Origin of the sequence: Agrobacterium sp. YIC 4121 (assembly GCF_002008205.1) — a bacterium.
Taxonomy (GTDB): domain Bacteria; phylum Pseudomonadota; class Alphaproteobacteria; order Rhizobiales; family Rhizobiaceae; genus Agrobacterium; species Agrobacterium leguminum.
Map to the genome: position 1 here is coordinate 180,704 of NZ_MRDI01000001.1, position 25,263 is coordinate 205,966.

Consider the following 25,263-nt stretch of genomic DNA (forward strand, 5'->3'; position numbering starts at 1 on the left):
ATGTAAGGAAAAACAGCCCTAGAGGCCGCGTTTTCCACCCTCGTCTCGTCTGTCCGCCTTCTCCAGCAGCGGCGGCTTGGCCACCGCGCCGGTCGAGCGCAACACATTCAATACGCCTGCGCAGAAACCGAGAAGAAGAAGAACGATCATCCCCCACGGCGACGTGCCGGCAAAATAGTCCAGAAGATAACCCAGCATAGCGCCGACCACGATGGCCGAAATGAACTCCGATGAGAGCTTAACCGCCATCGCAAAGCCCTTCCGGCTTTCCGCAGCGTTGGTCTCCGCCCTCACTTCCGCCTCATCCTCCGCCTTCACCTTGGCCAACTCGTCAGCAAGGCGCTTGCGGCGCTCGTCCAGACTATCGTCACGGTTGCCAGTCATCTTAAAATCCCACCCATTTTCTCCGTTCCAGCCATGCCAGAACCCTTTGGAGTTGTAAACGGTGACGGATTAAGCCTGTTCCAGCCCGCTCTGAAGTCGCGCGCAACATAGTTTTAGGGGCTTCTCTAGTCAAGGCACTGGCGACGGTTGTTGCAGCACAAATTAATCACGCAAAAACAACAGCTTGACCTCAAATCGCTGTTTGACCGCGATGTTTCGCAAAGGAATCGGCATTTTTGACACGCAAAATGCGACAAATCGGCGGTGGTATCAGCTCCAGCCGCCACCATAGGTACGGTAAAAGACGTGCAATCCGATTCTGCCGACCTTCTTCATCGTGCGGCCCCAGGCGGGACGCACATAAACGGCGTGATAATGGGTTGCCGAACCCACTTCCTTCATCCAGATTTTGCCGGCGGTGGTGGCCATGGCCACTTCGCGCGCCATTTTCCAGTGGCGTTCGGAATTCACGCGGTCCTTGATATTGTCGCAGGCGAAGGAAAACTGGCAGCGGTTACGCCAGTCCTTGTTCTGATAGACGACGCCGCAGATGGTTTTCGGATAGGCGGGATTGCGCACGCGATTGAGAATGACCTGCGCCACCGCCGCCTGCCCCTTCACCGATTCTCCGCGCGCCTCGAAATAGATGCCGGAGGCAAGGCATTGCTGTTCGGCTGCGGAAAACACGGTGGCGGGCAGCGGGGTGGCTGCCCAGGCGTGGTCGTCCTCGGCGATCTGCGGCACGAAACGGCCAGCCTCGGGCTTTTTGAGAATGGCGTCGAAGGGCGACTCGCGGGCGAAATCCGGTTCGGCCGGCGCATAGGCCGTGGCGAGAATATCCGGCGTGCGATTGGTGATGAGTTCGGCCAGCATCGGCGAGACGCTTCTGTCCGCCTTCTTTTCCTCACGGCGGAAATAGAAGGAGGCGAGTTCCACGTCCTTGCCGCGCTTCGGCTTGACGAAAGCGGTGCGGTCCTTGCGCTTCAGCGGCTCGATATCCAGCATGCTGGTGCGCTGCAGGACGGAACCGGCGGTGAAGGCCTTGGGCGGCTGCATGATTTCGGTGGCGACGATGCGACCCTTCTTCGCGGCGCGGTTGACGCGCTCGCTGTCGGGCGTCGTTGCCTCACCCTTCTTGTTGGTGACGAAGGCGACCTTGCTGCCATTGGGCAGGGTCATGCCGCCGCCGTGCAGCGCCGCCTCCCCTGCCGCATCGTTAAAGGTAAGCGAGGCATTGTGCACCGAGCCCGCCGGAGAGGCCGTCAGCACCATGCGCCATTGCTCGCCGCCCTTGTCCAGACCAGCCAGAAGCGAGGCCAGATCCGCGCGCGCAGCGAGGGAGGGAAAAACGAGCCAGGCGGCAAGGCCGAAGACGACGGGCGAGGTCCATTTTGACGCCCACCCCTGAAGGGACACGGGGGACCGACGACGCATTACTCTTTTCGAACGCAAAACCAGCACTCCGAACACCGACAACCATATTTGCTACAGGTGTTCGAGAATCTCTTATTAACCTTGATGCTTGGTTAACGCCGCGCGTGGACGCGGCTTCACGTTAATGTGTAACCATCTTCTAATGCGCGTGGCGTGGCGTCGAGTTCGCTTGTGCCGATCATAACTGTCCCGCAGGGCATCTCCACATCCGTCATTCCGGCCTCGAGCCGGAATCCAGCCGACGCGCGTCGGCGCGGCGTAAAGACTCCTTTCAGCCCAACGACTTGGGCTGGCTGGATACCGGCTCAAGGCCGGTATGACGGAAAGAAGGAGACCGCCCAGCTACATTGAGGGCATGCCCACTTCATCAGACGACGACGTGCGAACCCAGTTCCACCACGCGGTTGGCCGGCAGACGGAAATAATCGGACGGATCGGCGGCGGTTTCGGCGAGCGCGATGAACAGGCGGTTCTGCCAGCCCGGCATGCCAGATTTCGGGTCCGGCACCAGCTTGCGGCGGCCGAGATAAAACGAGGTCGACATGATGTCGAATTTGTAGCCGGTGCGCCGAAGATACCCCAGCGCCTGGGTGACATTCTGGGTTTCCATGAAGCCGAAATGCAGTTCGACCACGGCGAAACGGTCGCTCAGTTTTGTCAGCGTATATCGTTCGGCAGGATGAACGCGGGGCTGGTCTTCAGTGCGGATCGTCAGGATGACGTTCTTGTCGTGCAGCACGTGGTTATGCTTGAGATTGTGCAACAGTGCGGCCGGCGCCGTCTCGGGATCGCCGGTGAGGAAGATGGCGGTGCCGGGCACGCGCACCGGCGCATGCGGGCTTTCCTTTTCCACAGAGGCGACGAAGGCCTTCAACGGCACATCGGTGCGGCGGGTCTTGGCGAAGAGGATTCTCGAACCGCGCTGCCAGGTGGTCATGATGACGGTGAAGGCAATTGCCAGCAGCACCGGCACATAACCGCCGTCGTGAATCTTCAAGAGGTTCGCGCCGAGGAAGATCAGCTCCAGCGCCAGAAGCGGAGCCAGCACGGCAATGGCCAGCCAGACCGACCATTGCCAGCGCTTGCGCACGAATTCGAAGAACATCAGGCTGGTGACGACCATCGCGCCGGTGACGGAAATACCATAAGCGGTGGCCAGCGCATCCGAACTCTTGAAGGTGAGCACCAGCGCCACAACGCCGAACAGCAGGATGGTGTTGACGGCCGGCAGGTAAATCTGCCCGGTATTGGTTTCCGAGGTGAAGAGGATTTCCATGCGCGGCAGGTAGCCGAGATGGATCGCCTGACGCACGAGCGAAAACGCACCTGTTATGACCGCCTGGCTGGCGATGATGGTGGCGGCAGTCGCCAGAATGACGGCCGGCAGGATCGCCCATTGCGGGAACATCAGGTAGAAGGGATTGGACATCGCCGCCGGGTCTTTCAGCACCAGCGCGCCCTGCCCGAGATAATTCAGCGTCAATGCCGGGAAAACCAGACAGAACCACGCCCACTGGATGGGACGGCGGCCGAAATGGCCGAGATCGGCGTAAAGCGCTTCCGCCCCGGTAATCGTCAGGAAAACCGCGCCAAGCACAACGATGCCGTAGAAGCCTTCACTGGCCAGAAACTCCACCGCATGCCACGGGTTGAAGGCGAAGAGGATGCTGAAATCATCGGCAATATGAAGGAGACCGGCCAGACCCATGACGATGAACCAGACGGCAGTGATCGGTCCGAAGAATTTCGCCACCGTGCCCGTGCCGTGGGACTGGATGGCAAAAAGGCCGATGAGAATGCCGACTGAGATCGGGATGATGAAGGCGTCCATTTCCGGCGTGACGAGCTTCAGGCCCTCCACCGCCGAAAGCACCGATAGCGCCGGGGTGATCATGGCGTCGCCCAGAAACAGCGCCGCGCCGATGAGGCCGAGTACGATGAGAACGCCGCGATGGGTGCCCGCCGTTTTCATCAGCAGCGCCAGCAGCGACAGCGTGCCGCCCTCGCCGTCATTGTCGGCGCGCAGCAGCAGGGTAATGTACTTGAAGGTGACGATGATGGTCAAAGACCAGATCATCAGCGATGTGAGGCCGATGACTTCTTCCTGCGTCACGCCGTCATAGGCGATGGGCCGCAGCGCCTCGCGGAAGGCGTAGAGCGGGCTGGTGCCGATATCGCCATAAACGACGCCGATGGAACCAAGGATTGCGGCGTAAAGCCCCTTGTTCTTGTGCTCGTCATCCGCATCCGGTTTCTCGGCAACATCCTTGTCAGCGATCTGGGACATGATGATCCTGGCTCCTCAGAGCCAGCCCTTCCAACGAAAAAAGAGAAACGGGATGATGGCGGACATCAGCATGACGATGAGCGCGAGTGGGTAACCGAATGTCCAGTTCAACTCCGGCATGAGCTGAAAGTTCATTCCATAAACAGAGGCCACCAGCGTCGGCGGCAGGAACACCACCGAAGCGATGGAGAAAATCTTGATGATGCTGTTCTGCTCGATGTTGATGATACCAAGCGAGGCGTCCAGCAGGAAGGTCAGATTGCCGGAAACGAAGGAGGCATGTTCGTTCAGCGACTGAATATCGCGGCCGATCGACTTGCCCTGCTCCCGCGCACCCTTGTCTTCGCGCACCTGATCGCTGGTGGACAGAAAGGTCTGCAGGCGCGCCAGAGATGCGAGGCTCACGCGGACCTTCGATATCAGCCGGTGATAGGCGGCGATGTTGCCGAGGCGGTCTTCGAGATAGCGCGGCGCCTTGCGTTTGGAACGAGCTTGGCTGCCGAGAATGTCGGCAGCGAGATTGTCGATGCCGGCGACCGAGTTTTCGAGAATTTCAGCCGTGCGGTCGACGATCGTTTCGAGCAGCTTCAAAAGCAGCGCCGTGCCGCTGCGCATTTCGTGCGGCGCGCGGGTAATGGCGGCAATGAAAAGGTGGAACGATTTCGGCTCGGCATAACGGATTGTCACCAGACGCTTGCCAACCAGAACGAAGGCGACGTCGGTGAGACGGGGATCATCCGAATCCGCCTTCCATACCAGAGACGCGGTCATGAAGACATTGGCGTCTTCCATATAGAGACGACTGGAAGGCTCGATATCCTTCAGGTCTTCGCGCGTCGGCAGTTCCACGCCCAGCAGCTTTTCCACATGCTGCTCTTCCGCCCTGTCCGGATTGACGAGATCGATCCAGACGATGTCGTCGGGAATCTGTCCGGAGCCGTCGTTAGACGACAGGCTGATCGCCTCGCAATTGGCGCGATAGGCTTTTATCAATCCGTTTCTCCGCTCCACATTGCAGGCTTCAGCCGCAATGCTGCTTAACATATCCTGTTTGCGCTCGGCAAACCCTTGGACGACACTTCAGGGAACGCCGGAACGAGCGGGATTTTCACAATCTCGCTAGCCCGATGGACCAAGAGCCAAACGGCGCAGGCGTATGCGCCCAAAGCGAGATGCAATCAAGCAATATTTTTTCTCGACAGCATTGCAGGCGAAGCATTTCTGCAGCTCAAATCCGGAAAGCCTGCCCGATACTGGCGATTAGTCTTCTGTTTTCAAAGGATTATTCAAAGCGGGCAGACACCTGCCCGATTTTGTGTCCGTGATTGCCGCGCTATTCGAAAACGATCTTCGGCGCCGCTTTTCTCTCGCCCGCACCGATGCGCGCCCAGACTTTTTCGGCAATATCGCGATAGATCGCGGCCTGCGGGCCATTGGGCTCGGCGGCGACGACCGGCGTTCCAGCGTCCGACATTTCGCGGATGGAGATGGTGAGCGGAACTTCGCCGAGGAAGGGCACGCCGATCCTTTCAGCCTCCGCCTTCGCGCCGCCATGGCCGAAAATATCGTAGCGCGCGCCGGTATCGGGCGCGATGAAATAGCTCATGTTCTCGATGACGCCCAGGAGCGGAACCTCCACCTTGCGGAACATGGTGATGCCCTTGCGTGCGTCGATCAGCGCCAGATCCTGCGGCGTGGAAACGATGACGGCGCCGGCGAGCGGCACCTGCTGCGCGATGGTCAGCTGCGCATCGCCAGTGCCGGGCGGCATGTCCAGCACCAGCACATCCAGTTCGCCCCAGGCCACTTCGCGCAGCATCTGCATCAGGGCGGACTGCACCATCGGCCCGCGCCAGATCATCGCGGCTTCCTCATCCACCAGAAAGCCCATGGACATGACCTTCAGCCCATAATTTTCCATGGGAAGAATGATGCGGTCTTCCTGCTGCTGCGGGCGGCCGGAAATTTTCAGCAGTCGCGGCAGCGAAGGGCCATAAATATCGGCATCGAGCATACCGACCTTGAGGCCGAGGGCCTGAAGACCGAGCGCCAGATTGACCGCGGTCGTCGACTTGCCCACCCCGCCCTTGCCCGAGGCGACGGCGATGATGGCCCGCACACCCGGAACGCCGACCTTCGAGGAGCCGGGCTGTTGGGCCGGCCGGCCGGTTGCGGCGGCGGGGCGCGCGGGTGCGGGTTGCTGCTGGCCAGGCTTGCGGTCGGCCGTCAGCGCCACGACCGCGCCGACGATACCTTCCACGCTTTTGGCCGCCTGTTCGGCGGCAAGCCGCAGCGGCTCCATCTCCGCAGCCTTGTCGGCCGGGACAGTGATCGAGAAATAGGCCTTCGCATCGGCGATGAAGATTTCCGAGACCATGCCGAGTGCGACGATGCTCTTGCCGCTGCCGGGATAAATTACCGCTTCCAGCGCCTTTTCCACCTGGCTCTTGCTGACCTCTGCCATATTCCTGCTCCGCTTCATCATCCGACCGGTATTGCGTGCCATCCATAGAGAAGCCGGAGCGCTTCGCCAATGCCAAAGCGCGACAGTCCGGCATTCGCGACGATTTAACGCTGCGGTTTCAGATTTCGTCGTCCATCGCCAGCGTTTCCGGATCGAAAACATGGCCGTCGAAAAAACAGTCGGGGCCGAGCACCAGACCCGTTCGCGATGCGCCGACGTGAACAGGCTCGCGCAGCGTGCCCTCGAGCTTCAGATTAGCACCCGGCACCGGCACGAAAAGCGGCTTCATCGCCTTGCGGAAAATATCCGGCCGGTAGGCGTTGCGGGCCGCCTCCACCACGGCGGGATCGAACCGGTAATCGGCGGAAACCTCGCCCCAGCGCAACATCTGGCTGAAGAACCACAGGGCTTGGCTCTGCCATGGAAAATTGGCGGCCTTGGCGCTGGTCACGAAAAACTCCTGAAAACGCTGCATGTCCCGCTGCGAGGTTGAAATATAGCCCGTCAGCGCCGGCAGCAGGAATTCGCCGTTCTCATCCATATATTGAGGGGCGGCGAGGATGCCGGCCAGTTCCTCGATATTGGCGGCATTGGCGCACCATTCGCCGGCACGGTAAAGGGCACGCAGCAGCCCTTCCAGAAGGGCGGGATTGTCCTCCACCCAGCGCTTCTTCGCAGCCAGTATCTTTTCCGGCGCATTATGCCAGATCAACGCCCCGGTGGTGACGATCCGGCCCGCGCCGCCGAGCACCACGGCGCTGCCCGCGGGTTCGGCGGTACAGAGCGCATCGACCTCGCCGCTTTCCAGGAGCGCCGGCATCGCCTTCGGCAGGGCCTCGACGATTTCCATATCCCGGCCGAGCAGCACGCCGCAGCTTCCGAGCAGGTAACGCAGCGCATAAAACGGCGTGGAGACGATATCCTCGACCGCAAAGACCGGCGGATTTTTCCCCGCCGCCCGGCGCGCGGCGCAGACACGGGCCATGGCGCGTCCAAAAGTCGCCGGGTCCGGCAGCTTCAGCCCTTCGCGGTAGAGCTCGTCATAAAATCCGTGGGAAACGGTCGTTGCGGATCCACCGAGCGAAAGCGTGAAAACGCCGACAATATCGGCCGGCAGGTCATCGAGGCCGACAGCGGAGCCGACGGGAACCGGAGCGGGCAGATGCGCGACGTGAACGCCATCCTCGCCAAGCGCCGCAAGCACGGCGCGGGCGGACTGTTTTCGGAAAAGTTCGAGTTCTATGCCTTCATCGGCAGCAAAGCCTTTTTCGGCAGCGGCTATCAGCACGGCGCAATCGATAGTCGGAGAAAATCCTGCTTTTACCTTATGCCGTTCCGGCAAACGATTTCTCCTTTCCGGTGATTCGAAAAGAGGATCGCCCAGGAAGCGGTTTATCACAATGATAAAATTAAGATTTCGCTATTTTATCAGGCCGACCCGCAGCGCTTTTGCGACGGCCTGGGTGCGGTTGACCGTGTCGAGTTTTTTCGTCGCACGGTTCAGGTAATGATTGATGGTATGTTCCGACAGCATCATGATTTCAGCGATTTCGGCGCTGGTCTTGCCGGCGGCGGTCCAGTTCAGGCAGTCAATCTCCCGCTCGCTCAAGGTTTCGGGAACCCTGAGATCGAGGCGGCGGATTTCAGACAGCCGGGCAAAGACATGGCTGGAAATGTAAAAAAGCTCCGCAAGCCGGCTGGCGGGCACAGCCGTCTTGTTGCCGGAAAAGGATACCGCGCCCCGTCGCATGGTGATGTCGTGAACGGGGAACCAGACCGAATTGATCATTTCGAACCGTTCGAAAAGGTTGATTACGGTTTTCCTGGCGATTTCTCCGTCGCCCCTGACCAGAAAATCCATGGAGACGGAAAAGGGCACGGTCGATTTTTTCAACTGCGCCATCACCCGGCTGGTCTGGAGCATGCCCTCTTCATCGTAACGCTGCAGAAGCTCGGCCGGCCAGCTGGTGATGATCGTATATTGCGACAGTTCGCTCGCCACTTCCGAAGACAGGTCGAGTACCATGAAAGCCTTGAATTCCCAGGCCTCCGTCAGCCGTTTCAAAAACCGGAATATATCGAACTGCGTGTTGAGATCGGCGATCTCGCGAACGCAATCAACACCAATCGACTGAACGGCGGCCGTCTCTGTTTTCTGCATCAAAGCTGTTCTTCGAGAATGAGAAAATGCCGCCGCAAAGGCCCGCCCTTGCCCGGAAATCGTTGCGGATGTTACTCAGCAAAACGATTCATGCAAACAAAAGTTGAAAACTTAATTCATAATAGTCGAAAATAATGTCGAACGCATAAGAATGGGTGCATGGCCGGCGGTTCCGGACGGGCAAATCCAGGGACTGCGCGCCCTGTTTTCTTCAACCATCCGCAACCGGGGATAATCTGCAGGCTAGATCGTCGGAAATCCTGTCGGCGGTCTCGCGCACCAGGGGGGCCCATTTGCGAAGCTGCTCCACATCCACGCGATAGGCCGGACCGGTGACGGAAATCGCCGCGCGAAAATTGCGGCCGGGCGCCCGGACGGGTGCTGCGACGCAGTGAATTCCGATCTCGTGCTCCTGAAGGTCGAACCCGTAGCCGTTGTCGCGAATGGTCGCCACCTCCGCCATCAGCGCTTCCGGCGTCGTGAGCGTGCTTTCCGTGAAGCGATGAAAATCCAGCTCCGTGGCCAGCTGCGCCAGATCGTCGGCGGAGAGCAGCGACAGCGCCGCCTTGCCCACCCCGGTGCAATAGGCTGGCGAGGTTTTGCCGACCTGCGAATGCATGCGCAATGTATGCTGCCCCTCCATCTTGTCGAGATAGGTGACCTGCCTGCCGTTCAGCACGGCGAGATGCACCGACTCCTGGGTCACCTCCTGCAACGCCGCCAGATGGGGAGCCGCGACGCTGCGCAGGTCGTTGCCGCTCCAGGCTTTCGCGGCCAGTTGCAGCAACCTCAGCCCCACGGCATAGGTCTGATCGGCAGCGTGATCGACAAGGCCTTCGGCAACGAGATGGGCGAGCTGGCGGTGAACCGTGCCGCGCGGCTGGCCGCAGGCTTCGACCACATCGGTAAAGCGCATCGGTTTTTCAGCAAAGGCGATCAGCTCCAGCAACGAGACGGCCTTGCCGAGCGTGCCCGTCTCAACTCCGGCTTTCCGTTGCATCACCGTAACCGCATCAGGCTTCTGCCGATTGGGCTTTTTATTATCGGGCATGGCAACATCCACCATCATCTGCCTTGACATAAGCGTGACGCCAAGAGAATAATTCCATTTAGTAAAATATAGTTCCAAATAATGGAACAATCAAGCCTTTCATGGACGAGATGATGCCGATGACGCAAGCCCAATTTCCGGACCTCAAGGATGCGGGCGTGCTCGTCACCGGCGGCGGTTCCGGCATCGGGGCATCGCTGGTGGAAGCCTTTGCGATGCAGGGCGCGAAGGTTTCGTTCATCGATATCGCCGAAGAGCCGAGCCTGGCGCTCGTCAAGCGGCTTGCGACAACGACGAAGCATCCCGTCCACTTCTTCAAAACCGACCTTCGCGATATTGCGGCGATCGGACAGACGGTGGAGGCCGCGGCCTCCGCCACCGGCGGCATCAAGGTGCTAGTCAACAACGCCGCCTGGGACGACCGCCACGACATAGACACAGTGACGGAGGCCTATTGGGACGCCAATCAAGCAGTCAATCTCAAGCAGATGTTCTTCACGGTTCAGGCAGCCCTGCCCTATCTGCGGCAGTCGAAGGACGCCTCCATCGTCAATTTCTCGTCCATCTCGTTTCTGCTCAACATGGGCGAGTTGCCCTCCTATGCGGCGGCCAAGGCCGGCATTATCGGGCTGACGAAAAGCCTCGCCGGCCGGCTGGGCCCGGAAAACATCCGCGTTAACACGCTGCTGCCCGGCATGATCGTGACGGAGCGGCAGAAGGAACTTTGGCTGACGGATGAGGGCATTGCCGCCACCACCGCGCGGCAATGTCTGAAACGCACGCTCGTCGCCGCCGATCTGGCGGGCCCGTGCCTGTTTCTCGCATCATCGGCATCGAGCGCCATCACGGCGCAATCCATAATCGTAGACGGAGGCCTCCTATAATGTCTGAACCCGCTTTCATCGCCGTCGACTGGGGCACGACCAGTTTCCGGCTCTGGCTCATGAGCCGATCGGGCGCGGTGCTGGCGGAGCGCAGAAGCACGGAAGGCATGACCACCGCCATGCGGACCGGTTTTGCCGATGTGCTGCAATCGCATCTCGACGCCATCGGCGCGCCGGAAGGTTCGCCGGTTCTCGTCTGCGGCATGGCAGGCGCGCGGCAGGGCTGGGTCGAGGCGGGTTATATCGATGTGCCGGCATCGCTTTCGGCGGTTCTCGATGGCGCGGTTCGCGTGCCGGGCCAGGCGCGGGATGTGCGCATTCTGCCGGGGCTGGCGCAGCGGGATAAAAACGCGCCCGACGTGATGCGCGGCGAGGAAACGCAATTGCTCGGCGCTCTCGCCTCCTCGGACGCCGGTGAGAAACTTGTCTGCATGCCCGGCACCCATTCCAAATGGGTGACCGTGAAGGATGGCGGCGTGACCGGCTTCGCCACGTTCATGACCGGCGAACTCTTCGAAGTCGTCTCGAAACAGACCATCCTTTCCCATGCGGTGGCCGAGGCCGAAGCCTTTACCGGCGAGCATGCGGCTTTCACGGCGGCGGTGCGCGACATCTATGCCAATCCGCAGCTTGCGACCAATCGCTTTTTCACCCTTCGCTCCGGCCAATTGCTGCACGGCCTCACCGCCACCGACGCCAAGGCCAAGCTCTCCGGCATCATGATCGGGCTGGAAATCGCCGGCGCGCATTCCACCGCCCGGCGCGAGACACCGGTGGTGCTGATCGGTTCCGGTGCGCTCGGCGCCCTTTACGAAGGCGCCTTCACCGCCCTTGATATTCATTATACGGTCATCGATGCAGACGAGGCCGTGCGGCGCGGATTGCTGGCCGCTGCAAATGCCATCTGGCCATAAGAAGAGAAAGATCGACCATGCGTATTCCCTTCCCTTCCATCAAATATCCGCTGATCGCCATCCTGCGCGGTCTGAAACCCGAGGAAACCGAAGGCGTCGTCGGCGCGCTGATCGAAACCGGCTTCCGGGCCATTGAAATCCCGCTCAATTCGCCCGATCCGTTCCGCTCCATCGAGATCGCCGCGAAGATGGCGCCCGCCGATTGCCTGATCGGCGCGGGCACCGTGCTCAGCGTGGAAGACGTGGCCTCGCTGGATGCGGCCGGCGGCAAGCTGATGGTGAGCCCCAATGCCGACGCCGATGTGATCGTCGCCGCGCGCGTCAAGGGCATGGTGACGATGCCGGGTGTTCTCACCCCCACCGAGGCGCTGGTGGCCGCGAAGGCCGGTGCGACGGGGCTGAAGTTCTTTCCCGCCAGCATCATCGGCCCCGCCGGCATCAATGCGATCCGGACGATCCTGCCGAAGGATCTGGTCATCGCCGCCGTCGGCGGCGTCTCGGACAAGAATTTCGCTGAATATACCTCGGCCGGTATCGTGGCTTTCGGGCTTGGCACCAGCCTTTACAAGCCGGGCATGACGGCGGCGGAGGTGCGCGAACGCGCCACTGTCACACTTTCAGCCTATGATGCAGCCATCGGAGGATAAGAGCTTGGCGACTGTTTTTCCCTTTGCCGGACGTGTTCTGGATGAAACGCCGATGCTGCTCGGCGAAGGCCCGACCTTCGACCCTGCGACCGGCACCGCCTGGTGGTTCAATATTCTCGAGCGGGAACTGCATGAGCTGCATCTCGCCTCCGGCCGCAAGACCGTGCACGCTTTGCCCTTCATGGGCAGTGCGCTCGCCAAGGTCAGCGACAGCAAGCAGTTGATCGCCTCCGATGACGGGCTTTTCCTGCGCGACACGGCAACCGGCGTGCTGACGCTGCATGCGGAGCTGGAAAAGGATTTGCCCGGCAACCGCTCCAATGACGGGCGTATGCACCCTTCCGGCGCGCTGTGGATCGGCACCATGGGCCGCAAGGCGGAGACCGGTGCGGGCAGCATCTATCATGTCGCGAAGGGCACCGTGACCAAGCTGTTTGCCGAGATCAGCATTCCGAATTCGATCTGCTTCTCGCCCGATGGCGCGACGGGATATTACGTCGATACCAAGGTGAACAAGCTGATGCGGGTGCCGCTCGATGCCGATACCGGCCTTCCCGCAGGCAAGGCTGAAGTCTTCATCGATTCCACCGGTATCAAAGGCGGCATCGACGGGTCGGTCTGCGATGCCGAAGGGCATATCTGGAACGCCCGCTGGGGCGTGGGTGCCGTGGATCGTTACGATACGGACGGCAATCACATCGCCCGATATGAGGTGCCCGGCGGACAGACGACCTGCCCGGCCTTCATCGGACCCGACGCATCGCGCCTTCTCGTCACCTCGGCGCGCGAACATCTCGACGACGACGCCATTGCCGCCAATCCGCAGCATGGGTTGACGTTCGAGCTGGGGGTTGAGGTGAAGGGCCGGTTCGAGCCGCTTTATCGGTTGTGAAGCGCGGCGTAGGCCGCCCGCAACAAAACGCGGAGCGCCTTCTGGCAAGGGTTGTTCCCGAAACGACCTCCCTCATTCCTGTGCTTGTCACAGGAATCTAGCCAGCCCAAGTCCTTGGGCTGAAAGGAGTCGTTTCGCCGCGCAGACGCGCGTCGGCTGGATTCCTGTGACAAGCACAGGAATGAGGGTTGGGGGCTGCCTCGCCCCACATTCATGGTCACCCGGTTTTCAGGAAATATCCGACAATATCTCGCGGTAATTCTCGTGCAGATACCGCTGGGTCGCGGCGGCATCGGCGGGGCGGCCGTAGAAATAGCCCTGCCCCATGGCGCAGCCGAGTGCGCGCAGCTTTTCCTCTTCCGCCCGTTCTTCGATCCCTTCGGCCACGACCTCGAGATCGAGCCCTTCGCACATGGCGACGATGGCCTTGATGATATGTTCCGAGGGGCGGTCGCTGCTGATACGAGAAACGAAGGCGCGATCGATCTTCACCTTGTCGAAGGTGAAATCGCGCAGGCGGCCGAGGCTCGACTGGCCGGTGCCGAAATCATCCAGCGAAATGCGAACGCCGGCGCTCTGCAATTCGCTGATAATGCGCTGGGCGGTATCGGCGGAAGTCATGACAGCCGTTTCGGTGATTTCAAGCTCCAGCCGGTGCGGGTCGAGACCGACACGCGAGAGGATGGAGAGAATATTGTCCGCCGTGCTGGGGTCCATCAATTGCGCGGAAGAGAGGTTGAAGGACAGGAAGAGTTCACGCGGCCAGAACAGGGCCGCCTCTGCCGCCTTTCGGAGCAAAGCTTCCGACAGCGCATCGATGAAACCGCGCTCTTCCGCAAGCGGCACGAAAACAGCGGGCGATACGAAACCGAGGTCCGGATCGTTCCAGCGGGCCAACGCCTCGAAACCGATGACCTTCGCCTCTTCCAGCCTGACGATGGGCTGGAAATGCACATCGATGGCATCGGTGATGATGGCGTTTCTGAGCGCCTGTTCCAGTTGCGTCGCCCGCTTCATTTCCTGCGCGATTTCGCGCGAATAGACCGTGATCTGGCCGCGGCCACGTCTCTTGGAGCGATAGAGCGCCGTCTCGGCGCTTTTCAGCAAATCCTCGAATTCATCGCCGGCGAAGGGATAGATGGCAAAACCGAAGGAGGAGGACAGGCGGACATTGCGGTCGCCGAGATCGTAAGGGGCAGAAAGCACGTCCTTGATCATGTTGCCGATGCGCTCGGCGCCCGTGCGCTCGAACACCAGCGGCAGCACGAAGGCGAATTCGTCGCCGTCATGGCGCGTCACGACCGCGCCATCGGGAATGCAGGCCTTCAGCCGGTGCGCGACCTGGCAGAGGATTTCATCGCCCGCCTGCACCCCGAACAGATCGTTGATGGGTTTGAAGCCATCTATATTGGCGATGCCGACCGTGAAGGGCGCGGGATCGCTGGAGCGCTCGCTGGCAAGCATGCGAATCTTGTCCCGCAGACGGTAGCGGTTGCCGAGCCCCGTCAGCGGGTCGCTGTAGGCCATCGCCTGCAGCTCGTTCTGGCTGACCTGCAACGTTTGCGGCTCTGCCCGTTTCATTCCTGCATCTCGTGAATCCTGTGTCGACCGCGCTCACAATGCAGGGCAAGTATTAAAAAAGCCATAGCCTCCTGACAAAGGCTACGTCATGCCTGCAGCCGCAGGACATCCTTGCCGAAAAGCCGCAGGAAAACCGCCTCGACCATATCCGGGCTGACGGGCTTCAGCAGCATGTCGTCCATGCCGGACGCCCGGCATTTATCGAGATCGCCCTCGAAAGCGTGGGTGATGACACCGACGATGGGAATGTGCTTTTCGCCGCAAAGGCTGCGCATGCGGCGCGCGACCTCGAAGCCGTCGATATCGCCCAGCGTCGTGTCGAGCAGGACGGCGGAAGGCGGCTGTTCGGCAAAGAGACGCAGGGCTTCCTCGCCCGAAGTGGCAAGCCGCCAGGAAAGCCCGAGACCCTCGAGTATCTGCGAAAAGACGATCTGGTTGACCCTGTTATCCTCGACGAGAAGTATATCGCAGACACCGCCGGTCTTGAGGATTTCAGGCAGGTCCTCCGTCATGATCTCCCAGTCCTCGTCAGCGGTTTTCTCCTTCGGGGACGATTGCAGCCCGGCCGCAAGATAATGCAGCAGCGAAGCGTCTATTTCCTCTTCCTCGATGGTGACGACGGGCAGATCATGCGCGGCGGCAATATCGAGGCAGGCGACGCTCATCTGGGCGTCGACAACGACCACATCGATGCTCACACCGGCGGAGGCCGCGACATCGATGAAGGCGCGCTGCTCGTCCTCGCTCGTCACCGCCGCATGGTCCATGCCGCCAGCCGTCAGCCGGCGACCTGCGGCTTCCGCAAAGCGTCCGTTTTCAGAGACGATCAGCACCGCCTTGCTCTTTAAAACCCCGCCGCGCTTATCCGTTTCCTCATCCCTGCCGTAAGTGGAGGCGACGAAAGGGACATGTTCGAGCGAGGGGATGACGGGCATGCCGTTGGCATCGATGGTGGCGAGAGCGGTCACGTCCTCCATCGTCGTCACCAGGAAATATCGGCCGGGCCTGCCCACACGCTGTTTGCGGGTGATGGTCAGCACCTCTTCGCCGTTCAGCCGCCGCACCCTTTCGGGTATGACGCTCGGCGTGCCGCTATCCAGCACCATACGATCGGCAATATCGATCCGTCCGGCGACCTTGCGCGAGTGGAGATCGAAAACGGTGCGGCCGAGAATGCTCTCGGGGCTGGTTTCGACCAAGGCGCAGGCGGATTTGTTGACGGCGGCATAGGCCATGTTCCGGTCCTTGACGAAGACGGGAAACGGCAGATTGTCGAGAATATCCTCGATGAGCTGCACGCGCTCGAGGTCGATGCGCCATTGCTCTTCGCGCTTCTTCTGTTCGGAAATATCCGCCACCACGCTGATGCCGAGGCCCGACGGCAGGCGGTTCATGACGAAGCGCAGGAAGCGTTCTCCCTTCAGCCGCTCGGTTTTTTCCGATCTTTCCTTCCAGTGCAGGGCCAGCCGCTCGCCGATCCATTCCTCCCGGCCGAGCGGGCGAGCATTGGCGGAGAGGCTTTCCGCCTCGAGCAGATAACAATCGTAAAGCGCGCTCAGGTAGTCGCGCAGCCGTGCGCCCGGGCCAACGACGGCCTCTTCCAGCGGAAAAAAGCTCAAGAGTTTCCGGCTTGCGAAAATAATGTGATCGTTCCGGTCGTAAACGACGATCGCCGCGCCAAGCGCGTCGCAAAGGGCATCAAGCATCACCGTATGAACGCCCGCGCCAGAGGACGCCAAATCACTCAACTGCAAACTCCCGCCTGTTTTTCAGGGGTCAGGCTTATGTTTCTAGTGGAATCGTCCGGAGCTGATGCCGGGATGAAACGAAAAATTCCGAAAAAGAGACATCAGGGTTTGCAACTTGAAGCAGTCTTGAGGGGAAGATGACGCTCACCCATAGTCGACGTCACACACCGCCCGGCGAAGGCGGCCCCGTTCCTGCGGTCATTTCAAGCCGCCTCACCATAATCAAGGCCGATTAAAGGCGGATTAACGCTTAACGCCAAGTTGACGGAAATGATCGAATGCCGGACAGGCCGTAAAACATGTGCAAATTTCCGCAGTTCGAGTTTTTTGCTTTCGAAGCCACGGCGAATCCGCGAAAATGACGATCATGGCCATCAAGCAGCTTTCAGAAACCCTCATCAACCAGATCGCCGCCGGCGAGGTCATCGAAAGACCCTCCAGCGCCACGAAGGAACTGGTGGAAAACGCCATCGACGCCGGCGCGACCCGGATCGAGATCGCTACGGCGGGCGGCGGCAAGGGGCTGGTGCGGATCACCGACAACGGCTGCGGCATGTCGCCCGCCGATCTGGAGCTTGCGGTTAGGCGTCACTGTACCTCGAAGATTTCCGATACGCTTGATGACATCCGCACACTCGGATTTCGCGGCGAGGCGCTTCCCTCCATCGGCTCGGTCGCCAAGCTGACGATTACCAGCCGCCAACAGGGTGCGGAACAGGGTTCGGTGATTTCCGTCACCGGCGGCAAGGTGTCCGATGTGCGGCCCGCCGCCTCGAATGCCGGCACAATCGTCGAGGTGCGCGACCTGTTCTTCGCCACGCCGGCGCGGCTGAAATTCCTGAAGACGGAACGGGCGGAGGCGGCGGCCATCACCGAGGTCGTCAAACGGATGGCAATCGCCTTTCCGCATATCCGTTTCGTACTTTCCGGCACCGACCGCTCGACGCTCGAAATCCCTTCGACCGGTGACGACCATCTTGCCCGCATGGCGCAAATCCTCGGTGCCGAGTTCAAGGACAACGCCATCGAAATCGATGCCGGGCGCGAGGATGTGACGCTCACCGGTTTTGCCGGCGTGCCGACCTTCAATCGCGGTAACTCGGCGCATCAATATGTCTTCGTCAATGGTCGCCCGGTGCAGGACAAGCTGCTTTTATCCGCCATTCGCGGCGCTTATGCCGAAACCGTGCCGCATGGGCGATATCCGGTCGCGGTGTTGTCCATCACGCTCGATCCCGCCTTTGTGGACGTGAACGTGCACCCGGCAAAATCCGATGTGCGTTTTCGCGATCCAGGCCTCATTCGCGGGCTGATCGTCGGCGCGATCCGGCAGGCGCTGACCCGTGACGGCGACAGGGCCGCAACGACGGGTGCGAACCAGATGATGAACGCCTTCCGCCCCGGCTACAGCCCGTCCGGCCTCCGGCCCTCGCCTTCCATGGCGGCCCCCGCGCCATGGTCCGCGGCCACGTCCCCGTCACGGCCGCTCGCCGTTTCCGGAAACATGCAATTTGCCGAAGCGGTGCAATCGCGCTTTTCCGATATCACCATGCCGACGGCCCGGGCCGAACCGCGCGAGGCTTACGAGGCCTTCCCTAACTCTTCACCAGAGCCGGTGGTGTATCCGCTTGGAGCGGCACGGGCGCAGCTGCACGAGAACTACATCATCGCGCAGACGGAAAACGGCCTCGTCATCGTCGACCAGCATGCCGCGCATGAGCGGCTGGTGTTCGAACAGATGCGCAATGCGCTGCATTCAAGGCGGCCGCCTTCGCAGGTGCTGCTCATCCCTGAAATCGTCGACCTGCCGGAAGAGGATTGCGACCGGCTGATGGATCATGCCGCCGGTTTCGATGCGCTGGGCCTCGTCATCGAGCGTTTCGGGCCGGGCGCGGTTGCCGTTCGCGAAACGCCCGCCATGCTGGGCGAGGTCAATGTACAGGGACTGGTGCGCCAGCTTGCCGACGAGATCGCCGAATGGGACGCCGCTTCCACGCTTGCCAACAAGCTGGAATATGTCGCAGCCACCATGGCCTGCCATGGCTCCGTGCGCTCCGGCCGGCGCATGCGGCCGGAGGAGATGAACGCGCTTCTGCGGCAGATGGAAAACACGCCGGGTTCCGGCCAGTGCAATCACGGCCGTCCGACCTATATCGAACTGAAACTTTCCGATATAGAACGGCTCTTCGGTCGTAGCTGACGCCGCAAGCAGGCGGAGCTGGCCTTGCGCCGCGCCGGGCTATATAAATTTGAGATACTGGAACACCCAATTGTTCAGGAAAACGCTGCGCCGTTTCGGACTGGGTGCCCTGACGGGACAGAGCAGGAGACGAAAACGGATGAACAGATTTGAAGGAGGCGGCAACCGCCTCGCCGTCATCGAATATCTCGACGGTGACTTCCGCATCGTCCAGACCGGCTCGCACGTCATCTGCGCCGTGACAGGCAAGACAATCCCCGTAGATGAGCTGCGCTACTGGAGCGTGGCGCGGCAGGAAGCCTATGTGGATGCGGCGGCTTCGCTGGAAGCCGAAAAGAAGGCTGGCAATTTGCCGGCGTGAGTTGGGAAGCGGCGCATTGAGTATGGCGCGTGTGCCTCCCCTCATCCCTGTGCTTGTCACAGGGATCCAGCCAGCCCAAGTCCTTGGACTGAAAGAACTCTCCCCGCCGCGCGGACGCGCGTCGACTGGATTCCTGTGACAAGCACAGGAATGAGGGGAAGTGAGTATACGGCGGTTTATCTTCTTCGGTGCTCTAAAGCGACGTCCGCGCATTGTCCCGCAGGAGACGCGCACGGCAGTTCCTCACCGCCGTATCGATGATCGTCGCGGCCGCGTTGGGGTCGTCGAACACCATGTCGATTTCGATCACCAGGCTGTTCCACAGCAATTCTTCCGCCCGGCCGTGGTGGCCGTTGAGCCGCACCGCGTCCTTGGCCGTCGTCACCAGTTGCAGGTTCTCTTTATCGGCGTCCTGCAGAAGATCGGCGATCTCGTCGTCGCTGAAATGGTGATGATCCGGGAAAGAGCGCTGCAGCACGATATCGCCGCCGAGCGCCTCGACAGTTCGATAGAACTTGGCCGGGTCGGCGATGCCCGCATAGGCCAGCACGCGCCTTCCCCTGAAATCCTGCGGCTCCTGCGGCGTGATCGCCGCCACGAAGACGGGTTTGGCGGCCTTTGCCGCCTGCCGGACCAGGGCATCGGCCGCATGGCCATTGCCGACCTTCAGGAGCCCGGTCATGTGCCGCATCTGCTCGGCAAGCGGCGCCCTCACCGGACCGCCCGGCACAAGATGGCCGTTGCCGATGCCGCGCATCGTATCGATGACGACGAGCGCATAATCCAGCGTCAGGCGTGCGCTCTGGAAGCCGTCATCCATGATGATGAGATCAACGCCTTCCTTCACCAACCGGTGTGCGCCTTCCACGCGCTTGCGGGAAATGACCGTGACCGCCTCCCGCGCCAGGAGCAGCGGCTCATCGCCGACATCGGCCGAGCGGTGCTGTCCGGGATCGACAAGGGTGGTGACGTCGAGCGTGCCGCCGTAACCGCGGCTGAGAAATCCGGGTTTCAGGCCCTTTGCAACGGCGGCTCTCGCAATTGCCATCGCCGTCGGCGTCTTGCCGGCGCCGCCCACGGTGAAGTTGCCGATGCAGATGACCGGAACGACAACGCTTGCCCTCTTCGCCGTTCGCATCCGCCGGCCGGCGATCTTGCCGTAAAGAAGCGAGAAAGGAGACAGGAGCCACGCCTGCCAGCCCGCTTTCTGCCACCAGAACGGCGGCGCTTCAGAAACCATCTATTCCCGCTCCCGGCCGCGTCGCCCACGGCATTCCGTTCGCCCGTCACATGTCAGGAGGTTGTTTGCCAGAAAAAACCGTAAATTGCAAAAATGGAATAAACGGGCTTGATGGAGCCGCACCCGGCCCGGCGGAAATTCCACCGGGCTCAGAGAGCCCGTTCCGGCAAAAGCGCTTCAAGCGCCGTGATGTCATCGAAACAAAAATCGGCATCTGCGCCAAGGCTTTCGCGTGAGCCTGTTCCGGTCAAAACGGCGATACGCAAACCGGCACCGGCGTTCTTCGCCATATGCAGATCGTGATTATTGTCGCCGACCACCGCCACACGCTCCGGCGGGAAGCCTATCGCCTCGCAGAAACCGAGAACCATGCCGGGCTGCGGCTTGGTGCCGTAACCGCTGTCATATCCCGCGACAAAATCGACGTCGTTTTCGAAACCGAAGCGGATGGCCGTCTGGCGGATGGAGTTTTCATTGTCGCTGGAGGCGATGCCGAGCTTGTAGCCGCGGGCCTTCAGCCTTGCGAAAAACGCCTTGAGATCGGTCACCGGCACGGATTTATCCGCCGCCTCGGTGAACAACCGGTCGAGGCGCGCCGTCAGCTCCCCGACATCGCAGGGCGAGCCGGCGGCAACCAGACCGGCGGCGATTTCCGCGGTGTTGCCGGCGGCCAGAAGGCTGTCCGGCACCACATGACCGGTAACGGGGTCCATGCCGCAGGCGGAAAGAAGCCGGTCGGCAAGAGCGGGATCGCCCTTGGCGGCAATCGCCGCAAGCTCGCGGTTCACCGGACCCCAGCTGGCGTCATAACCGAGAAGCGTTCCGTCCTTGTCGAAAAGGACTGCGGCGATCGATTGCGCCGCGTTGAGTTCGATATCCGCTACCATGAACCGATGGCGCTCCGCGGTTGCAGCTTGGCGGAAACGGTGAGCGGATTGATATAGGGTTCCAGCGCCTTGACGGTGGAGGACAGCGCACCGCGCATATCCTGAATGACCCGGTTGCCGGCATCGATCATCTTGTAACGCTCATTGTCGTTGACCAGCAGATAATGCACCGCCTTGGCCAGCATCTCCACATCGCGGATGATACGACCGCCGCCGGCGCGGATCAGCTTCTGATAGGCCTCGCGGAAATTCTGCACATGTGCACCAGACAGCACGGCGCAGCCGAGCATGGCCGGTTCCAGCGGGTTCTGCCCGCCCTCGGCAGTCAAGGAGCGGCCGACGAAGGCAAGCTCGGTCAGGCGCAGATAAAGCCCCATTTCGCCGATGGAATCGCCGAGGAAAATATCGGTTTCCGGCGTAATCACGTCATTGCGGCTGCGGCGGGCGACCGAAAGATTCATGCCCTTCAGCATCGCCTCGACATCGTCGCCACGCTCGGGATGGCGCGGCACGATGATGGTCAGTTGCCCATTGCGCGACTTGATCGCCGCATGAACGGTGGCGGCCGCCTTCTCCTCGCCGTCGAAAGTGGAGATGGCGGCCCATGTCTTGCGATTGCCGACCTGCTTGCGATAGCTCTCCAGCAGCGCCTCGTCGCATGGCGGCGGGTCGGTGTCGCCCTTCAGGTTGCCTGAAATCACCACCGGCCAGGAGCCGAGATCGCGGAAACGTTCGGCATCGAGATCGGACTGCGCAACCACCAGCGCCAGCTTGGAAAACAGCGATTCAGCAATGTCATGCCGGGCTTTCCAGCGGTCGAAGGAACGGTCGGAGAGGCGCGCATTGACCCGGATCTGCGGAATGTGCCGGCGTTCCAGCTCCATCATCGTCACCGGCCAGATTTCCGATTCCGCAGTGATGGCTGCATCCGGTGCCCAGTAGGTCAGGAAACGGTTGACCGCGATTTTGATATCGAGCGGCACATATTGATGGATCACATCGTCGCCCAGCCGCGTGCGGGTCAGTTCGGCCGAGGTGACGGTTCCGGTGGTCAAAAGCACGAAGATATCGCGCTTGCGGATTTCGCGGATCAGCGGAATAAGCGCCAGCGTTTCACCCACGCTTGCGGCATGGAACCAGACCAGCGGCCCGCGCGGGCGCTCGGCGCTGGCATAACCGAAACGCTCAAGCCGACGGCGCTTGTCTTCCTTGCCCTTCGCCGCCCGATAGGAAAGATAGGGCTTCGCGAACGGGTAAGCGGCGATACCGGCAATGCGGTAACCGGAAAGAGCGAAACGTGCGATACGGCTGCTCATGACATTCTGCCCTTGATCATTCCGCGCAATGCCCTTCCCCTGTTTTTGGTTGTTATCGCCGCCTACTTCTTCTCAAATTGCGTCATTTTTTGTCATCGGAAACGAAAGCGCGATCACATTTTCTCGCCGCGGTATTCCCGGCCTGCGCCGCTCGCGCAGGAATCACGGAAAAACTCGCTTTCACCCAATAGTATTACAACGCAAGGGCAAAAGGACTCAAATTTTGTCGTCCGGATTGAGAAGACGGTGCATATGCACGATAAAATAACGCATATGGGCGTTATCGACGGTCATCTGCGCCTTGGACTTCCATGCGGTGAGCGCGGAAGCATAGTCCGGATAGATACCGACGATATCGAGCGCGTTCAAATCCCGGAACTGAACATCCTGAAGGTTTTCCAGTTCGCCGCCGAATACGAGGTGCAGCAGCTGTTTCTGTTTGCCAGATTCCGTCATGTCTTTGTCTCTTTCTTAAACTCTGAGAGAGGCCTTCATCTGCGGGATTTCCCGGCAAACGTCAACTGTCAGACAGATGTGAAAACGCTTTCAAAAGTGCAGGCAGCGCATAATCTGCTGCAGCGCACAATGCGGGGTGGTTCACCTGCCGGCGATTATACATCAGAGGTTTTCCATCCAGCCCGACCAGCCGGCCGCCGGCCTTCTCCAGAATAAGGTCGGCGGCGGCGAGATCCCACTCGTGCGAGTTGGCCTTGACCAGCGTTCCGTCGATGCGGCCATCCGCCACCATGGCCAGCCGGTAGGCGAGCGAGGGTACGTGCGGAATGCGCTTGACGCCACCCCGCACCTCTTCCGGCAGATGCGTGATCACGTCTTCGGGCGCCGCCAGATGGAAGATGCCGGCATTTTGGCGCGCGGCAAAAACGGACGCCCCGTTTTTCAGCGCTTCGCCGCCTTCCAATGCGGTGAACTCCTCGGCAAGCGCCGGAGCGACAAGGGCCGCGACCACCGGCCGCCCCTCATGCACCACCGCAACGCTGACGCACCAGGTATCCCGGCCGCCGATGAAGGCGCGGGTGCCATCGATGGGGTCGACAACGAAGACGGTGGAACGGGAAAGCCTGTCCGTATCGTCATCCGTCTCTTCGGAAAGCCAGCCGTATTCCGGCCGGGCGGAGCGCAGGATGGTTTCGAGGATTTCATTGGCGGCGTAGTCGGCCGCGCTGACCGGCGAAAGCCCGCCATTCTTCCACCAGACCTCGGGATCCTTGCGGAAGAAACCGAGGGCCGTCTCGCCCGCCTTGCGGGCGGCTTCAAGCACCAGCCTCAGATCGGAGGCCCAGCGGGCCTCAGCCATATCGTTCATTTTGCCGTCTTTTCCGCGCGCCTCACACGGCGCGCCCGTTTTTCTTCTCGCACTTGCACACAAAGTGCCGGCGAAAACAACCCGCGGGCCGTCTCACTTGCCCGCTATCGTCATGCCTTCAATGGCGAGCGTCGGGGCAGCGACGCCGTATTTACGGTCGATGTCATTAGCCGGCGTGACCCGCATGAACATGTCCTTCAGGTTCGAGGCGATGGTGACCTCGGAAACCGCAAAGGTCTTTTCACCATTCTCGATCCAGAAACCGCTCGCCCCGCAGCTATATTCACCCGTGATCATATTGGCGCCGTGGCCGATCAGCTCGGTGACGTAAAAGCCGGTTCCGACCTGTCGCAGCAGGTCCTCCGGCGAGAGATCGCCCGGCTCCAGCGCCAGATTGGTGGAGGCCGGCGAAACCGCCGTGCCGCCGCGCACGCCGCGACCGTTGGTTTCAAGGCCGAGTTCCCGCGCCGCCGAGGTGGACAGGAACCAGTGCTTGAGAACACCGTCCTCAATCATCGTCATCTTCTCGCCGCGCACGCCCTCGCCATCGAAGGGACGCGAGGACGGGCCGCGCACGATCTGCGGATCGTCGGTGAGATAAAGGCCCTTTTTCAGAACCTGCTGCCCCATCTTATCGCGCAGGAAGCTGGTCTTGCGGGCAACCGACGCGCCGTTGATGGCGCCGGCAATCGCACCGACAAAACCGCGGGCGATGCGCGGATCGAAAACCACGGTGATGTTGCTGCCGGTATCGACCTGGCGCGGGCCGACACGGCGCACGACTTTTTCCCCGGCGCGGCGGCCGATTTCTTCGGCGGCATCCAGATCGGCATAATAAAGGCGGCTGTCGAAATCGTAGTCGCGCTCCATCTTCGTGCCTTCGCCGGCGATGACGCTGACGGAACGACTAAAGCGGCTGCCCATATAGCTGCCGGAAAAACCGTGCGAGGTGGCAAGCACGAGGCCGCCCATGCCGCTCGATGCGCCGGCGCCGGAGGAATTGCTGACGCCCTTGACCGCAAGTGCTGCCTCTTCAGAGGCAAGGGCTGCCTCACGCAGCTGATCGGCCGACACTTCCGTCGCATCGAAAAGCTGAAGATCGTCATAGGAAGTGGCCAGCCGTTCCTTGTCCGCGAGGCAGGCAAACGGGTCTTCCGGCGAAACCTTCGCCATCGCGACGGCCCGTTCCGCCAAGGTCTTCAGGTCGAAGCCCGGATTGGCCGAAACGCTTGCCACCCGGCGGCCAACGAAGACACGCAGGGAAAAATCGTCGCTTTCGGAGGATTCGGTGCTTTCCACCTTGCCGAGCCGCACGCCGACCGATTGCGAGCGGGAGCGGACGACAACGGCATCCGCCTCATCCGCACCGGCGGCGCGGGCAAGATCGACAAGCTGGCTGGCGCGATCGAGAAGTTTGGAAGAATCTATTTCTGAGGACATGAGTTGGCCTTTCATTCCTGTTCCATTTATTGTGCCAACAACCCCGCA

General features: G+C 61.0%; 22 protein-coding genes. 6 read left to right on the plus strand and 16 right to left on the minus strand.

Annotated features, from left to right (window positions below; translation table 11 throughout):
• Positions 1-18 precede the first annotated feature (18 nt).
• The 8 genes from BTE54_RS00990 to BTE54_RS01025 form a co-directional block, all read right to left on the minus strand.
• Positions 19-384 (minus strand): AtpZ/AtpI family protein, encoded by a 366-nt coding sequence (locus tag BTE54_RS00990; protein WP_078051187.1) that lies wholly within the window; start codon positions 382-384, stop codon positions 19-21.
• Between the two features lie 270 nt (positions 385-654).
• Positions 655-1,818, minus strand: coding sequence for a cell wall hydrolase (locus BTE54_RS00995; RefSeq protein ID WP_065654347.1), 1,164 nt, complete (start codon positions 1,816-1,818; stop codon positions 655-657).
• Between the two features lie 367 nt (positions 1,819-2,185).
• Entirely contained in the window at positions 2,186-4,024 is a 1,839-nt protein-coding gene (locus BTE54_RS01000; RefSeq protein WP_333779989.1) for a potassium transporter Kup, read from the minus strand.
• 96 nt (positions 4,025-4,120) lie between these two features.
• The gene (locus BTE54_RS01005; protein WP_198939042.1) at positions 4,121-5,098 is read right to left on the minus strand and encodes a magnesium transporter CorA family protein; all 978 of its coding nucleotides are present in this window, start codon (positions 5,096-5,098) and stop codon (positions 4,121-4,123) included.
• Between the two features lie 340 nt (positions 5,099-5,438).
• A complete protein-coding gene (locus BTE54_RS01010; RefSeq protein ID WP_078051189.1) occupies positions 5,439-6,569 on the minus strand; it encodes an Mrp/NBP35 family ATP-binding protein in 1,131 nt (376 codons plus the stop codon).
• A 118-nt stretch (positions 6,570-6,687) separates the two neighbouring features.
• Entirely contained in the window at positions 6,688-7,911 is a 1,224-nt protein-coding gene (locus BTE54_RS01015; RefSeq protein ID WP_078051190.1) for a CmpA/NrtA family ABC transporter substrate-binding protein, read from the minus strand.
• Positions 7,912-7,989: 78 nt separating this feature from the next.
• Entirely contained in the window at positions 7,990-8,730 is a 741-nt protein-coding gene (locus BTE54_RS01020; protein ID WP_078051191.1) for an autoinducer binding domain-containing protein, read from the minus strand.
• Positions 8,731-8,941: 211 nt separating this feature from the next.
• A complete protein-coding gene (locus BTE54_RS01025; protein ID WP_198939043.1) occupies positions 8,942-9,811 on the minus strand; it encodes an IclR family transcriptional regulator in 870 nt (289 codons plus the stop codon).
• Positions 9,812-9,882: 71 nt separating this feature from the next.
• On the opposite strand from BTE54_RS01025, the gene BTE54_RS01030 reads away from it, so the two are divergent.
• Genes BTE54_RS01030 through BTE54_RS01045 form a run of 4 tightly spaced genes read left to right on the plus strand, consistent with a single transcriptional unit; the run spans position 9,883 to position 13,118 of the window.
• Positions 9,883-10,665: an SDR family oxidoreductase gene (locus BTE54_RS01030; protein ID WP_198939044.1), complete on the plus strand. Its 783-nt coding sequence runs from the start codon at positions 9,883-9,885 to the stop codon at positions 10,663-10,665.
• Positions 10,665-11,579, plus strand: coding sequence for a 2-dehydro-3-deoxygalactonokinase (locus tag BTE54_RS01035; protein ID WP_078051192.1), 915 nt, complete (start codon positions 10,665-10,667; stop codon positions 11,577-11,579). The genes BTE54_RS01030 and BTE54_RS01035 overlap by 1 nt, the downstream gene beginning before the upstream one ends.
• Before the next feature lie 17 nt (positions 11,580-11,596).
• On the plus strand, positions 11,597-12,226 hold the full coding sequence (locus BTE54_RS01040) for a 2-dehydro-3-deoxy-6-phosphogalactonate aldolase (RefSeq protein WP_003521032.1): 630 nt from the start codon (positions 11,597-11,599) through the stop codon (positions 12,224-12,226).
• Positions 12,227-12,230: 4 nt separating this feature from the next.
• Positions 12,231-13,118 carry an SMP-30/gluconolactonase/LRE family protein gene (locus tag BTE54_RS01045; protein WP_003521031.1) on the plus strand — a complete coding sequence of 296 codons (888 nt, stop codon included), beginning with the start codon at positions 12,231-12,233 and terminating at the stop codon, positions 13,116-13,118.
• Positions 13,119-13,346: 228 nt separating this feature from the next.
• Here the strand turns inward: BTE54_RS01045 and BTE54_RS01055 are convergent, their stop codons facing one another.
• Together BTE54_RS01055 and BTE54_RS01060 are read right to left on the minus strand one after the other, a co-directional pair.
• On the minus strand, positions 13,347-14,699 hold the full coding sequence (locus BTE54_RS01055) for an EAL domain-containing protein (RefSeq protein WP_003521030.1): 1,353 nt from the start codon (positions 14,697-14,699) through the stop codon (positions 13,347-13,349).
• Between the two features lie 86 nt (positions 14,700-14,785).
• On the minus strand, positions 14,786-16,405 hold the full coding sequence (locus BTE54_RS01060; RefSeq protein WP_198939063.1) for a response regulator: 1,620 nt from the start codon (positions 16,403-16,405) through the stop codon (positions 14,786-14,788).
• A 409-nt stretch (positions 16,406-16,814) separates the two neighbouring features.
• On the opposite strand from BTE54_RS01060, the gene mutL reads away from it, so the two are divergent.
• Together mutL and BTE54_RS01070 are read left to right on the plus strand one after the other, a co-directional pair.
• A complete protein-coding gene (gene mutL, locus BTE54_RS01065) occupies positions 16,815-18,647 on the plus strand; it encodes a DNA mismatch repair endonuclease MutL (protein ID WP_078051490.1) in 1,833 nt (610 codons plus the stop codon).
• Positions 18,648-18,786: 139 nt separating this feature from the next.
• Positions 18,787-19,008 carry a DUF2093 domain-containing protein gene (locus tag BTE54_RS01070; RefSeq protein WP_003521027.1) on the plus strand — a complete coding sequence of 74 codons (222 nt, stop codon included), beginning with the start codon at positions 18,787-18,789 and terminating at the stop codon, positions 19,006-19,008.
• Positions 19,009-19,201: 193 nt separating this feature from the next.
• Here the strand turns inward: BTE54_RS01070 and lpxK are convergent, their stop codons facing one another.
• The 6 genes from lpxK to BTE54_RS01105 all read right to left on the minus strand — a co-directional run bounded on the left by lpxK (position 19,202) and on the right by BTE54_RS01105 (position 25,215).
• Complete coding sequence (gene lpxK / locus BTE54_RS01080; protein WP_078051195.1) at positions 19,202-20,248, minus strand: tetraacyldisaccharide 4'-kinase; 1,047 nt, start codon at positions 20,246-20,248, stop codon at positions 19,202-19,204.
• Positions 20,249-20,397: 149 nt separating this feature from the next.
• Positions 20,398-21,135, minus strand: coding sequence for an HAD family hydrolase (locus BTE54_RS01085; RefSeq protein ID WP_065654358.1), 738 nt, complete (start codon positions 21,133-21,135; stop codon positions 20,398-20,400).
• The gene (gene waaA / locus BTE54_RS01090; protein ID WP_003521024.1) at positions 21,129-22,451 is read right to left on the minus strand and encodes a lipid IV(A) 3-deoxy-D-manno-octulosonic acid transferase; all 1,323 of its coding nucleotides are present in this window, start codon (positions 22,449-22,451) and stop codon (positions 21,129-21,131) included. The genes BTE54_RS01085 and waaA overlap by 7 nt, the downstream gene beginning before the upstream one ends.
• Positions 22,452-22,667: 216 nt before the next feature.
• Complete coding sequence (locus tag BTE54_RS01095) at positions 22,668-22,907, minus strand: DUF4170 domain-containing protein (RefSeq protein WP_003494094.1); 240 nt, start codon at positions 22,905-22,907, stop codon at positions 22,668-22,670.
• A 61-nt stretch (positions 22,908-22,968) separates the two neighbouring features.
• Positions 22,969-23,775 carry a 3'(2'),5'-bisphosphate nucleotidase CysQ gene (locus BTE54_RS01100; protein ID WP_078051196.1) on the minus strand — a complete coding sequence of 269 codons (807 nt, stop codon included), beginning with the start codon at positions 23,773-23,775 and terminating at the stop codon, positions 22,969-22,971.
• A 93-nt stretch (positions 23,776-23,868) separates the two neighbouring features.
• Positions 23,869-25,215 (minus strand): TldD/PmbA family protein, encoded by a 1,347-nt coding sequence (locus tag BTE54_RS01105; RefSeq protein ID WP_003522934.1) that lies wholly within the window; start codon positions 25,213-25,215, stop codon positions 23,869-23,871.
• Positions 25,216-25,263 lie beyond the last annotated feature (48 nt).

Excerpts from the sequence above, each read along its gene's own strand:
- BTE54_RS01040 (WP_003521032.1), top strand. The coding sequence starts at position 11,597 with ATGCGTATTCCCTTCCCTTCCATCAAATATCCGCTGATCGCCATCCTG.
- BTE54_RS01100 (WP_078051196.1), bottom strand. The coding sequence starts at position 23,775 with ATGAACGATATGGCTGAGGCCCGCTGGGCCTCCGATCTGAGGCTGGTG.
- BTE54_RS01035 (WP_078051192.1), top strand. The coding sequence starts at position 10,665 with ATGTCTGAACCCGCTTTCATCGCCGTCGACTGGGGCACGACCAGTTTC.
- BTE54_RS01070 (WP_003521027.1), top strand. The coding sequence starts at position 18,787 with ATGAACAGATTTGAAGGAGGCGGCAACCGCCTCGCCGTCATCGAATAT.
- BTE54_RS01105 (WP_003522934.1), bottom strand. The coding sequence starts at position 25,215 with ATGTCCTCAGAAATAGATTCTTCCAAACTTCTCGATCGCGCCAGCCAG.
- BTE54_RS01010 (WP_078051189.1), bottom strand. The coding sequence starts at position 6,569 with ATGGCAGAGGTCAGCAAGAGCCAGGTGGAAAAGGCGCTGGAAGCGGTA.
- BTE54_RS01085 (WP_065654358.1), bottom strand. The coding sequence starts at position 21,135 with ATGGTAGCGGATATCGAACTCAACGCGGCGCAATCGATCGCCGCAGTC.
- BTE54_RS01060 (WP_198939063.1), bottom strand. The coding sequence starts at position 16,405 with ATGCTTGATGCCCTTTGCGACGCGCTTGGCGCGGCGATCGTCGTTTAC.
- BTE54_RS01025 (WP_198939043.1), bottom strand. The coding sequence starts at position 9,811 with ATGTCAAGGCAGATGATGGTGGATGTTGCCATGCCCGATAATAAAAAG.
- BTE54_RS01055 (WP_003521030.1), bottom strand. The coding sequence starts at position 14,699 with ATGAAACGGGCAGAGCCGCAAACGTTGCAGGTCAGCCAGAACGAGCTG.
- BTE54_RS01020 (WP_078051191.1), bottom strand. The coding sequence starts at position 8,730 with ATGCAGAAAACAGAGACGGCCGCCGTTCAGTCGATTGGTGTTGATTGC.
- lpxK (WP_078051195.1), bottom strand. The coding sequence starts at position 20,248 with ATGGTTTCTGAAGCGCCGCCGTTCTGGTGGCAGAAAGCGGGCTGGCAG.
- BTE54_RS01095 (WP_003494094.1), bottom strand. The coding sequence starts at position 22,907 with ATGACGGAATCTGGCAAACAGAAACAGCTGCTGCACCTCGTATTCGGC.
- waaA (WP_003521024.1), bottom strand. The coding sequence starts at position 22,451 with ATGAGCAGCCGTATCGCACGTTTCGCTCTTTCCGGTTACCGCATTGCC.
- mutL (WP_078051490.1), top strand. The coding sequence starts at position 16,815 with ATGGCCATCAAGCAGCTTTCAGAAACCCTCATCAACCAGATCGCCGCC.
- BTE54_RS00990 (WP_078051187.1), bottom strand. The coding sequence starts at position 384 with ATGACTGGCAACCGTGACGATAGTCTGGACGAGCGCCGCAAGCGCCTT.
- BTE54_RS00995 (WP_065654347.1), bottom strand. The coding sequence starts at position 1,818 with ATGCGTCGTCGGTCCCCCGTGTCCCTTCAGGGGTGGGCGTCAAAATGG.
- BTE54_RS01030 (WP_198939044.1), top strand. The coding sequence starts at position 9,883 with ATGGACGAGATGATGCCGATGACGCAAGCCCAATTTCCGGACCTCAAG.